Below are 11,522 nucleotides of genomic sequence, written 5' to 3' on the forward strand. Positions count from 1 at the left end.
GTCAGCGGCGGGTGTCGGGGAGGTACGGGGAGGGGGCCGCCTCGGTCAACTCCCCGACGAGGAACGGCCGGATGCCCTTGTCCCGCAGGGCGTCCAGCCAGGCTTCGCGGGCACGGTCCAGGGTGTCCGCCCGGAGGGGAGCGGCCGACGGCCCGTCCGCCGACTGCCTCGCCGCCGTGCGGTAGAGGGCGACGATACTGATCAGGGACGCGGCCGCCGCGACCGAAAGGCTGATCCAGCCGACGCCGACGAGGGTGCCGGACAGCGCGGGCAGGCTCTCGGCGAAGCGCAGCGCGTAACCGAGGAGCAGGAACGTGGCCGCGGCGACGGCGGCGAGCACCGGCGTCAGCACCCCGAGCACCGCCAGCACCCCGGCCCCCGGCCGCTCCTGGTCACCCGGCCCGGACAGCGGCGCCGCCCTGACGCCGTGCCGGGCGCCCAGGGTCTCCTGCCGCAGGACCGCGTAACGGCGGTACTCGGTGTCCGCGGCGGCGGCCGTGCGCGGGGCGGCCTCCAGCGCCAGGGTGCGCAGCCGGCCGACGGGCACTCCTGACCGTTCGAGCAGCTGCTGGATCTCGGGACCGTTGATGACCTCGTCGAGCGCGCTCGTGTAGTCGGATCTGTCCTCGTCCTCGAAGTCCCCGGACCGGGAAGGCCTGCGCATACTGTCCCTCAGTCGATACATCGATACGTCGCTGTACAGCGGTGCGCCGACCCGGTGGCTGCCCTCCGGGCCGGCGCGGTGAAGCCGGTGGAACTACAGGTGCTGTGCGACCGCGGGCATGAGGTCCTGGAACGTGCGCCCGTCCGCCGCCGCTCCGATGGCGGTCATCTGCCAGCCCGCGCCCGCCCGCTGGACCTTGGCCATGATCTGCGCGGTGTGCCGTCCGCCCCCGGTCAGGGTGTAGCGGGCCAGCTCCTGTCCGTTGCTCTCGTCGACCAGTCGGCAGAAGGCGGCCTCGACCTCCTCGAAGGTCTGGCCGGTGAACGAGTTCACCGTGAAGACGATCTGGTCCACATGGGCGGGCACACGCCGCAGGTCGACGACGATGGACTCGTCGTCGCCGCCCTCGCCCGCCCCGCCCACCCGGTTGTCCCCGGTGTGCTGGACCGAACCGTCATCGCTGGTCAGGTGCTGGAAGAAGACCACGTCCTGCGGCTGACCGCCCGCGAAGAGCACCGCCGAGGCATCCAGATCGATGTCGCGGGCGGTCAGCCGGGCCAGGAACCCCTTGCGGGGAGCGGACTTCCAGCCCAGACCCATCCGCACGACGCCGAGTTCGCCGCCGCCGGACTTGGTGAGACTGACCTGCTGGCCCTTGGTGAGGTTGATCGTCATGGTTCCGCCTTCGGTGCCTGGTGCTGATGCCTGTGTTGCTGGACTTCGTGTGGTGTGCGTGTCCGGAGCCCGGCGGCTCAGAGACTGACCCCGAAGTCGGCGACGATGCCGCTGAGCCCGGAGGCGTAACCCTGCCCGACCGCACGGAACTTCCACTCCGCGCCGTGCCGGTACAGCTCGCCGAAGACCATGGCGGTCTCGGTGGAGGCGTCCTCGCTCAGGTCGTAGCGGGCGATCTCCGCGCCGCCCGCCTGGTTCACCACGCGGATGTAGGCGTTGCGGACCTGGCCGAAGCTCTGCCCGCGGCCCTCCGCCTCGTGGATGGAGACCGGGAACACGATCTTCGCGACGGTCGCGGGCACCGCGGAGAGGTCGACCTTGACGATCTCGTCGTCGCCCTCGCCCTCACCGGTGAGGTTGTCCCCGGTGTGCTCGACCGAGCCGTCGGGGCTCTTCAGGTTGTTGTAGAAGATGAAGTGCTCGTTCGACAGGACCTTGCCGGCCTCGTCGCAGAGCAGCGCGCTCGCGTCCAGGTCGTAGTCCGTGCCGGTCGTGGTGCGGACGTCCCAGCCGAGACCGACGAGGATCGCGGTCAGACCGGGGGCTTCCTTGCTCAGCGAGACATTTCCGCCCTTGGCCAGACTCACGCCCATGATGTTCTCCCTTGTACGGTGACGGGTGGTCAAATCTACAGCACTGTAGATTTGCCGTGCCGGAAGACGGACGATTCCCGCCGCTCCCGGCCGGTGGCCGCTCCTCCCGGTGGCTGGATACGATTTCCCGATGCCCGGCCGGTGAACGGCCGGAACCGGGCCGGACGGAAACAGGGGGTCGGGCCGTGGAAGCCGAAGGAGCCGGTGGCGAGCGGGAAGTGCCTGTCCGCAGACGGGGCCAGGGCGAGCTGGAGGCCCAGGTGCTGTCGGTGCTGGGCGAGGCCGGCGAGCCGGTGAACGCGGCCTGGGTGCTGGAACGGCTCGGCGGCGGCCTGTCGTACAGCACTGTCATCACCATCCTCACCCGGCTGCACGCCAAGCAGGCAGTCACCCGCACCGGGCCCAAACGCCCCGTCCTGTGGCAGCCCGTGGCGAACGAGGCGGGCCTCGCCGCGCTGCGCATGCGCCGACTGCTCGACAAGCAGAGCGACCGCGACGCGGTGCTCTCCAGCTTCGTCTCCGTCCTGTCCTCCCACGACGAGGAGCTGCTGCGGTCCCTGCTCGCCGAGAGCGGTCCCGGCCACCCCCACGCGCCCACGGACCGGCCGGAGCGCTGACGATGGGTGTCTTCGTCTTCCTGCCTCTCGTTCTCCCGCTGACCGCCCTGCCGATCGCGCGGCTCGCCGAACAGCACCTCCACCCCCGCAGGGCCGCGCGGCTGCTGGCCACCGCCGCCGTGATCCTCGCCTCGTGCAGCCTGGTCTGCCTCGGGCTGCTGGTGGTCGTCGGCACGGCCCAGCTGCCCGGCAATCCGCTGCCCGATGGCTGGTCCGACGACGAGGTCCGCGACGCCGTGCCCCACGACGCGTTCGCCGGCAAGGCCGCCATCGTCGCGCTCGTCGCCGTGGCCGTGTCCTGCGGTTTCACCGTCCACCGCCACTACCTCTTCCGGGCCCGGGCGCACCGGGCGCTGGCCGGTCTGCCGGGCGGCGACCTCGCCGTGCTCCCCGATGACGTGCCGTACGCCTACGCGCTTCCCGGTTCCCCGGGTCGGGTGCTGGTCTCCACCGCGATGCTCGCCTCCCTGGAGCCGGCGGAGCGCCGGGCGCTGTTCGCCCACGAGCAGGCCCACCTGGCGGGGCGTCACCACCGGCTGCTGCTCGCGACCCGGCTGGCTGGATGCGTCAACCCCCTCCTGCGGCCCCTGATCGCGGCCCTGGTCTACAGCACGGAGCGCTGGGCGGACGAGGAGGCGGCCCGGGTCACGGGCGACCGCAGGCTGACCGCTCGCGCGGTCGGCAAGGCGGCGCTCGTCTCCCGTCCGGCCCCCGGCCGCCCGGCCTTCGCCGCGTTCGCCGCGACGGGACCGGTGCCCCGCCGGGTGGCCGCGCTCCTCGGTCCCGTGCCGCCGGACCGGGGATGGCCGCCCGCCCTCACCCCGGCCGGGGCCGCCGCGTTCGTCGCCGCGGCCGGGACGACCGTCTCGGCACTGTCGGCGCTCAACGCGGCCGTGGCGCTGTTCCTCGTCCTGGAAGCGGCGACACCTCTCTAAGGGCTGTCCCGCGATCCCTGGTGGATCAGGGACAGCCCTTAGGGCAGGCGCGGTGCGGCCCGCCGGAGGAGCCCGGCGGGCCGCACCGGAGCCCGTCAGGCCCGGCCGACGTCGAGCGCGGCGAGGGCCTGGGCCCAGCGGGCGTACTTCAGGTTGGCCAGATCTGCCACCGTCTTGACGTTGAACGCCTCCTGGAGCAGCTCGCCGTCGCGGTCCGAGACGCCCTTCAGCGCCGAGACCGGGGCCGCCAGAATCGTGCTGAGGTCCTTGTCCGCGTAAGCCTTGTCGAGCACCTTGTCCAGGTCGATCTGGGCCACTGCTGCCTCCTGGGAGCATGTCGCCCCGCCTTGACGGCGGGTGGCCCCGGTCGGGGCCGACAGCACAACCGCGGAGGGCGTCCGGTCAGTTCCCGGCCGTGCCCGGCACCGAAAGGTTCTCGCCACGGAGGCCGCCCCGATCTCCGGTCTACTCCGCTGTAGAGTTCGTGGACCGCAGTCCCATCGTGGGCGCCGCCGGAAACGCACCGGCAGCGGCGGAGCGGGCGCTGCCCCTCCATACGTTGGCTGGACCCCCAGCCGGACAGGAGCCATGCGTTGTATGCCAGTCCGGGCCCTTCGGGGCCTGACCTCCGCCCTGCGGGGCCTGACTTCCACCGCGCCCGGTCCGCCACCGCGGCCCCGGACCGGGTGGGCCACCGCTCCTGTGGGGCGAGTGCCCGATGACCGCCGCGCTGCTCGGCCTCCTGGCCGTCTTCGTCCTCACCGCCGGGACCGGCTACTTCGTCGCCCAGGAGTTCGCCTACGTCTCCGCCGATCGCCTCACCCTCTCCCGGGAGGCCGCGGCGGGTGACAAGCGGGCCGCCCGCGCCGTGAACGTCCTGGAACGGCTCTCGTTCATGCTGTCCGGCGCGCAGCTGGGCATCACCGTCACGGGGCTGATCGTCGGCTTCCTCGCCGAACCGTCCGTCTCCACCCTGCTGCGGCCCGCCCTGAGCGGCACAGGTGTGCCCGACGGAGTGGTGTCGGGCATCTCCGTGGCACTCTCCTTCGTGGTGGCGACCGTCATCCAGATGGTCCTGGGCGAACTCGCCCCGAAGAACCTCGCCCTCGCCATCCCCGAGCGGATGGCGAAGTCCCTGGCCGCCTCCACCCTGATCTACCTCCGAGCCGTCGGCCCGGTGATCCGCGTCTTCGACAGCGCCGCCAACCGGCTGCTGCGTCGGATCGGCATCGAACCCGTCGAGGAGCTCCACCACGGCGCCACGCTGGAGGAGCTCGGCCATCTGATCGGCGAATCCCACGAGCAGGGCCAGCTGCCGGCCGCGACCGCCGAGCTGATCGACCACGCCCTGGAGTTCTCCGAGCGCACCCTCGGCGAGGTGATGATCCCGCGCGCCGATGTCGCCTTCGTCCGCCGGGACGCCATGGCCGCCGAGGCCGTCGAGCTGATCGCCCGCCACGGACACTCCAACTACCCCGTGCTCGGGGACCACCCCGACGACCCCGCCGGAGTCCTGGGCGTACGGGAGCTGATGCGCCTCTCGACCGCCGAGGTCGGCCGCACCACCGTGGGCACCCTGGCACGCCGCCCCCTCCTGCTGCCCGAGCTTCTGAGACTCCCCGCGGCCGTCGCGCAGATGCGGGAGCGTGACGACGAGTTCGCCGTCGTCCTGGACGAGCACGGCGGCCTCGCCGGGATCGTCACCTACGAGGACATCGCCGAGGAGCTCGTCGGGGACATCGCGGACGAGAGTGACACCGTCGTCGAACTCGCGGTGGCCGACGGGGCCGGCTGGATCGTCGACGCGGGGCGCCGCCCCGACGAGATCCAGGAGGCCACCGGCGTCGAACTGCCCCAGGAGAGCGACGACTACGACACCCTGGCCGGACTGATCATCGACCGGCTCGGCCGCTTCCCGACGGTGGGGGACCGGCTGACCACCGGCAGCGCCCGGATCGAGGTCCGTACGCTCGACCGGCATGTCGCCGAGTACGTGCGCATCGAAAGCACCCAAGGCACCGGACGCACCGAACAGGAGCCGCAGGCATGAGTTTCCCTCTGGCCCTCTTCGTGACCGTCCTGCTGCTGATCGGCAGCGGATTCTTCGTCGCCGCCGAATTCGCCCTGGTCGCCTCCAAGCGCCACCGCATGGAACAGGCCGCCGCCCGGGGGCAGCGCGGGGCGAAGGCGGCGCTCGCCGGAATGCGCGAGCTGTCCCTGATGCTCGCGGGTGCCCAGCTCGGCATCACCATCTGCACCCTGGGCCTCGGCTCCGTGTCCAAGCCCGCGATCTCGCACGAGCTGGACCCGCTGCTGGAGCGGCTCGGACTGCCCGCCGCCCTCAGCTACGGAATCGCCTTCGCGCTGGCGATGATGGTCGTCGTCTTCCTGCACATGGTCGTCGGCGAAATGGCACCCAAGTCCTGGGCCATCGCCCACCCGGAGCGCTCCGCGATGCTCCTGAGCCCGCCCTTCCGCGCGCTGGTCAACGCCGTACGCCCGCTGATCCGGCTGCTGAACGCGATCAGCAACGCCCTGGTACGGCTCTGCAAGGTGACCCCGCGCGACGAACTCACCTCGGTGCACAACCGGGACCAGCTCACCCACCTCATCGAGGAGTCGGAGCGGCTCGGCCTGATCAGCAAGGGCGACTCCGGGCTGATGACTCGGTCCCTGACCGAGCCGCAGGCCCCGGTGTCCACCCTCCAGATCCCCGCCGAACGGATCGCGACCGTCCCCGCGGACGCCGGACTCGACCGGATCCTGGCCACCGCGGCCGAGGCCGACCGCACCCGCCTGCTGGTACGGGACGGGGAACGGGTCCTCGGATCGGTGCACGCCCGCGACGCCCTGGTCGCCCGCGCCGGCGGCAGGGCCGTCCTCGCCCGCGACCTGGCCCGCCCGGTCCCGGAGCTGGCGCCGGAGGAGACCGCCGCCCACGCCGTGGAGCGGCTGCGCGATCGGCGCGCCACGATCGCCGTGGTCCGCGACGCGGAGGGCGGGCTTACCGGACTGGTCAGCCTGGACGATCTCCTCGCCCGCCTGCTGCACCCGCCGACGGCCGCCTGAGGGACCGCCGGGGCCGCGAGCGGGCTACAGGTCCTTGCGCTCGGTCGCCTCCCCGCGGATCACGCGAGGGGACGGCCGGGCGTCGTCGTCCGGGGCCGCCCCGCCGGGCGCCGCCCCGGCCTGCGGGACGCTCTGCGGGTCGGTGTGCGGGGTGTCCTGGTCCTTGAGGGCCCGCTTCTCGCTCTTGAGGATGCGCGCGGCCTTGCCGGCCGAACGCATCAGGTCCGGCAGCCTTTTGATGCTCAGGACCACCACGATCACGAGAAGAAGAAGGGTGAGCTCACCGAACCCCAACATGGCTGCTGCTTTCTCTCGTGCGATCTGCGTCGGTAGATAATCTACAGGGCTGTAGAGTATCCGTTCGCGGGTTCCATGATCAGGCTGCCCGGAGCAACCTCCTTTCAGGCCAGTCGTGTTCGGTGGCCGCGGACGACCAGGGAAGCAGGATGACGGACCCAGCGGCGCAGACCCCGCGCCGGCGGCGGGCGGTGGCCGGGCGGTGCAGGGAGATCACGGAAGCCCGCTGGTTCGCCGCCCTGGTCTTCTGCCTCATCCTCGCGAACGCGGCGGTCCTCGGCGTCGAGACGTACTCCGGACTGGCCGAGCGCTGGCATCTGGCCCTGCGCACGGTCGAGTACAGCTTCCTCGCCGCGTTCACCGTGGAGATCCTGTTACGCGCGGGAGCCCACGCCGAACGGCCCGCGGCCTTCTTCCGCGACCCGTGGAACCTCTTCGACCTCACCGTCGTCCTCTTCGCCTTCCTGCCGTTCCTCCGCGAGAACGGCACCGTGCTGCGCCTCCTGCGCCTCGCCCGGGTGCTGCGCGCGGCACGCTTCCTGCCCCAGCTGCGCGTCGTCCTGGTCGCGGTCGGCAGAAGCCTTCCCGGCACCGTCAGCTTCCTGCTCGTCGGCGGTCTGCTGCTCTACCTCTACGCCATGGTCGGCTGGATCTGCTTCTCCGACAGCGACCCGGAACACTTCGGCTCCCTGGGCCGCGCGATCCTCACCCTGTTCCTGCTGATGACCCTGGACGGACTGGGTGACGCGGTGCGCGCGGGCCTGGAGATCTCCCGCTGGAGCATCCTCTACTACGCCTCGTACGTCCTGTTCGCCTCTTTCGTCCTGGTAAATGTCCTTATCGGGGTCGTCATCACCTCGCTCGACGAGGCCCGTTCGATGGAGGAGTCGGCGGAATCACCGGAGCCCGCCCGCCCCGCCCCGGCCGACGCACCCCTGCCCACCGCCGACGCCATCGTGCTGCGCGAACGCGTCGCCGCGGCCCGCCGGGCCCTGGACGACCTCGAACGAGCCCTGGCGGCGGCCCCGGTGGAGCACACGGCCACCCCACTCGCACCCGCGTCCCGTACGCGTACCGACTGATCCGGGTCCGTCTGCGGACACCGCTGTCCGCCCTCCACCGGGCGGAGACGATACTGGCTGTCCTATCAGCGGTCATATCGGCAGTTCAGGCCTGTCGGCCGGCCGGTGGAGAGGCAGGGGCGCGCGTGAGTTCCACGAAGGATCGGGAGGGGACGGCGATCGCTCTCCCGGCCACCGCGAGAGCCGTCGCCCGCTACCGGAGACGGGCGGGCACATGGTGTGCTGCCGGGGGCGGGGCTCTCGTGGCCGGTCCGGCGGCGGCCCTCCTGGCGGGGAGCGGCGGGGCCCGTCGGGGCTGGGCCATGCCGCTCGCGGCGTGGCTGTCCGTGGCGGGCCTCATCGCTCTCCTCGTCGGCCTGGTCCTCGTCCTCAACGCCCGCCGCATGCACGGGCGGCTGTCCGCGGCCCCCTGGACGGCCTGCGTCGCCCGGTCGACGATCTCGGCCATGACCGGCGCACCGCGCCTGGTGCTCCGCGACCCCCGCACCGGTGACCTCGTGTGCCTCGGCGCCGTCGTCGCGCAGGCCAACGCCCGCCTCGCCGAAACCGGGTGGGACGGCATCCTGTGGTGGTGCGGCGACCCGGTGCGCGGCGGTGTCGCGTCACGGCCCGGCGGGGAAGGCCTGTTCTGGGCCCGCCCGGAGACCGGTGCCAAGGGGAGCCGGCTCATCGAGTGGGCGCGGGAGACGGGCATCGACGGCCGCCCCGACCCTGAGCGGATCCCCGGACAGCGGCCGCAGGCGGGGCCGGGCACAGCCGAGCACAGGGCCCCGGCGGCGGTGCCACGCCGGCGGCCGTGCTGGCGCTGGGTCCTGCTCGTGGGTTGTGCGGTCCTGGGGCTGGGCATCGCCGCGTCCCTGGCGGCCATGGACGACCCGAAGGCCGAGCTGACCGTGATCAGCGAGTCGGCCGACGGCGACTGCACCGTGCGCTGGGCCGACCCCTGGAGCGGCGAGCGGCGGGAAGGCCCGTTCCGCTGCGACCCCGACCGGGCCCCGATCCTGCACGACCGGGAGGTCGGCTGGGTGGTGTCCTACGGCCCGTGGAAGGGCGACCTGTACAACGCCGACTGGGAGGGCACCCCGGCCAACGAGGTGAACGATGTGGTGTTCCTGGCGGGCGTGCTGCTGATCCTCGGCTCCCTGATCGGCGGCGCCATCCGCGTCGTACGCCGGATGCGGGACCGCCGTTCCTTCGCGCACCGCCCGGCCCACGCCTCCCTCGTGACGCCGCCGCGCCCTCGTGTGTCCCTGGTCAAAGGCGCCCCGGCGGAACAGGGCCCCGACCTCTCCTGCGCGGTGATGTCCGCGGCGGCCGAGCGCCGGGCCCCGCACGTCACGGAACCACTGCCGCCCCTCCCGCCCGGAGCCCTGGAGCGGCCCTGGTGGCGGATCGGGCCGCTGCTGGAGCTCTCGGCGACGCTCGGGACCCTGCGCTCCCTGGCCGTGTCGCTGGCCGCGACCGCCTTGTGGTTGTGGCTGGACGAACCGGCGCCCCTGCTGGTCGGCGGCCTCGCGGCCTGCAATGCCGTACGGCTGGGCTACCGCGCCCTGCGCCACGGGATACCGAACGTCCGCGGACTGGTCCGTGCAACCCGCCACCCCGGACCCGTACGCAAGCGGTACGCCCTGCTGCGCAGCCACGACGACACGATGGTCCTGATCTTCTTCCCGCTGGACGGCGGACCGGAGGCGCAGGCGGAAAGCTCCCTGGAGGTATTCCCGCCGGGCACGTCACGCAAGCCGTGGCGTGGCCTGCCCGCCCCCACCGGCGTCGCGGAGCTGTACGGGGACGCCGACGGCACGCCGACGACGGACGGCGGACGGACGGGCGCCCTGCCGGACGACGCGGAGCGCCCCTTGCTCGTGCCGTGGATCGACGGACGCCCGCTGTGGCCGCTGCACGGATACGACGCCGTGCGACCCGAGGACGTACGGGACCGGGAGTACTTCGCCGGGCTCCTCTCCTGAGCCGCCCGGACACGATTTTGGGGGCCGGGGCATGGGCCGCGCGCGACCGCCCGTTCCGCGTCGTGCCGCGAGGGCCGATCGAGGGCGCACGCCGTGCCCCGATGGCGGAGGAAGGGGCCGGGCCCGTCAGCGTGAACGCGCGCCGCTGCCGCGAGCGCCCGGCTTCGGGGACGGGACCAGGCGGAACGCGGTGTTGAGCAGATGGTCGACGACATCGCGCGAGGGCGTGTCCGTGAGGTTGGTGAGCAGCCGGGCCAGTGTGTTGAGGAGAAACGGCGAGCCCATGACGTACCGGTTGAGCACCGGCTGGAAGCCCGACCGGCTGAAGACCAGGTCGGCGGCGGTGTTGCCCAGCCGGTAGTAGCGGCCCCAGCGGCGGTTCATCTCCACCGGGTAGCCGCGCAGCACCTGTTCGCGGCGCGGGCCCTCGGGATGGGCCAGGGCCAGCGCCGCGCTCTCGGCGGCGACCTCGCCCGCCTCCATGGCCTGGGCGATGCCCTCACCGTTCCAGGGGCTGACCATTCCGCCGGAGTCACCGACGAGCAGCAGCCCCCGCGCGTACAGCGGATGCCGGTTGAAGCCGAGGGGGAGCGCGGCGCTGCGGACCGGGCCCTCCGCGTTCTCCTCGCGCAGCCCCCACTCCTCGGGGGTACGGGCCAGCCACTGGTCCAGCGTGGCGCGCAGGTCCGCCTTGCCGTGCCGCCGGTGGGGGAGCGCCCCGAGCCCGACGTTGACCCGGCCGTCGCCCATCGGGAAGATCCAGCCGTACCCCGGAAGATACGGGCCGCCGTCCGGGAAGCGAAGGTCGGCCCACAGCTCCAGATAGTCCTCCCGGGAGCGCTCCGGGCTGCGGTAGTAACGGCGGGCCGCAGTCGCGATCTGCCGCCGGGGGTCCCGCTCCAGGCCCATCGCCAGGGCGAGCCGCGCGGAGGCCCCGTCGGCGGCGACGACGACCGGCGCGCGGAAGTCGACCGGTTCCGGCAGGTCCGGGGAGTCCGAAGTCGCGGCGACCCCGATGACCCGGCCCGCCCGGTCGGTCAGCGGCCGCTCCGCCTTCCAGCCGCTGTACAGCCGGGCCCCGGCCGCCACGGCGTGCCGCGCGAGAATGTCGTCGAAGTCGTGCCGGCTGCGGGAGAGACCGAAGTCCGGGTAGCGGCCGAGCGCGGGCCAGTCGATGTGCACCCGGTGCTCCCCGGCGACCCAGCGCATACCGCGCGAACGCGTCCAGCCCGGCGCGGAGACGTCGACGCCCATCCGGATCAGCTGATGCACCGCGTGCGGGGTCAGACCGTCCCCGCACACCTTCTCCCGGGGGAAGCGGGCCTTCTCCAGCAGGATCACGTCGACCCCGGCCCGGGCCAGGTGGTAGGCGGCCGACGAGCCCGCCGGTCCCGCCCCCACCACGATCACCCGGGCGTCCTCCCCCGAGCGGGACACCTCCCGTACGTCCGTCGTCGCCAGGTCCGGTGGTGAGAGATCCCGCATCGCAGTCCCTTCCTTCCGCGGCCGTTGCTCCTGCCGGGGCGGTGGGGCCCCGGGCCACATCATCGACCAGGACGG

Annotated in this window: 12 protein-coding genes; 6 read left to right on the forward strand and 6 right to left on the reverse strand. The window is 72.8% G+C overall.

Translation table 11 applies throughout. The features are described 5' to 3' along the window. Position 1: 1 nt before the first annotated feature. The 3 genes from CIB93_RS18185 to CIB93_RS18195 form a co-directional block, all read right to left on the reverse strand. Entirely contained in the window at positions 2–664 is a 663-nt protein-coding gene (locus tag CIB93_RS18185; RefSeq protein ID WP_179500156.1) for a hypothetical protein, read from the reverse strand. Positions 665–757: 93 nt separating this feature from the next. Beyond that, on the reverse strand, positions 758–1,339 hold the full coding sequence (locus CIB93_RS18190; protein ID WP_096628034.1) for a TerD family protein: 582 nt from the start codon (positions 1,337–1,339) through the stop codon (positions 758–760). Positions 1,340–1,416: 77 nt separating this feature from the next. Further along, positions 1,417–1,992, reverse strand: coding sequence for a TerD family protein (locus tag CIB93_RS18195; protein ID WP_096628035.1), 576 nt, complete (start codon positions 1,990–1,992; stop codon positions 1,417–1,419). Between the two features lie 185 nt (positions 1,993–2,177). Here CIB93_RS18195 and CIB93_RS18200 point away from each other — a divergent pair, with 185 nt between their 5' ends. After that, the gene (locus tag CIB93_RS18200; RefSeq protein WP_096628037.1) at positions 2,178–2,609 is read left to right on the forward strand and encodes a BlaI/MecI/CopY family transcriptional regulator; all 432 of its coding nucleotides are present in this window, start codon (positions 2,178–2,180) and stop codon (positions 2,607–2,609) included. A gap of 2 nt (positions 2,610–2,611) precedes the next feature. Continuing rightward, positions 2,612–3,544, forward strand: coding sequence for a M56 family metallopeptidase (locus tag CIB93_RS18205; RefSeq protein ID WP_096628038.1), 933 nt, complete (start codon positions 2,612–2,614; stop codon positions 3,542–3,544). 95 nt (positions 3,545–3,639) lie between these two features. On the opposite strand, the gene CIB93_RS18210 is transcribed toward CIB93_RS18205, so the two are convergent. After that, positions 3,640–3,861 carry a hypothetical protein gene (locus CIB93_RS18210; RefSeq protein WP_096628040.1) on the reverse strand — a complete coding sequence of 74 codons (222 nt, stop codon included), beginning with the start codon at positions 3,859–3,861 and terminating at the stop codon, positions 3,640–3,642. A 401-nt stretch (positions 3,862–4,262) separates the two neighbouring features. Between CIB93_RS18210 and CIB93_RS18215 the strand changes: the two genes are divergently transcribed. Beyond that, the gene (locus tag CIB93_RS18215; protein ID WP_096628041.1) at positions 4,263–5,594 is read left to right on the forward strand and encodes a hemolysin family protein; all 1,332 of its coding nucleotides are present in this window, start codon (positions 4,263–4,265) and stop codon (positions 5,592–5,594) included. After that, on the forward strand, positions 5,591–6,613 hold the full coding sequence (locus CIB93_RS18220) for a hemolysin family protein (protein ID WP_096628043.1): 1,023 nt from the start codon (positions 5,591–5,593) through the stop codon (positions 6,611–6,613). The genes CIB93_RS18215 and CIB93_RS18220 overlap by 4 nt, the downstream gene beginning before the upstream one ends. Before the next feature lie 24 nt (positions 6,614–6,637). Here the strand turns inward: CIB93_RS18220 and CIB93_RS18225 are convergent, their stop codons facing one another. Further along, positions 6,638–6,910 carry a twin-arginine translocase TatA/TatE family subunit gene (locus tag CIB93_RS18225; RefSeq protein WP_096628044.1) on the reverse strand — a complete coding sequence of 91 codons (273 nt, stop codon included), beginning with the start codon at positions 6,908–6,910 and terminating at the stop codon, positions 6,638–6,640. Between the two features lie 149 nt (positions 6,911–7,059). Here CIB93_RS18225 and CIB93_RS18230 point away from each other — a divergent pair, with 149 nt between their 5' ends. Both CIB93_RS18230 and CIB93_RS18235 read left to right on the forward strand, forming a co-directional pair. Beyond that, positions 7,060–7,992, forward strand: coding sequence for an ion transporter (locus tag CIB93_RS18230; RefSeq protein ID WP_096628046.1), 933 nt, complete (start codon positions 7,060–7,062; stop codon positions 7,990–7,992). Between the two features lie 125 nt (positions 7,993–8,117). Further along, positions 8,118–9,962, forward strand: coding sequence for a hypothetical protein (locus tag CIB93_RS18235; protein WP_143660062.1), 1,845 nt, complete (start codon positions 8,118–8,120; stop codon positions 9,960–9,962). Positions 9,963–10,088: 126 nt separating this feature from the next. Here CIB93_RS18235 and CIB93_RS18240 read toward each other — a convergent pair whose 3' ends face one another. Next, complete coding sequence (locus CIB93_RS18240) at positions 10,089–11,447, reverse strand: geranylgeranyl reductase family protein (RefSeq protein WP_096628049.1); 1,359 nt, start codon at positions 11,445–11,447, stop codon at positions 10,089–10,091. Between the last annotated feature and the right edge of the window lie 75 nt (positions 11,448–11,522).

The sequence above is a fragment of the Streptomyces sp. WZ.A104 genome (assembly GCF_002382885.1).
GTDB lineage: Bacteria > Actinomycetota > Actinomycetes > Streptomycetales > Streptomycetaceae > Streptomyces.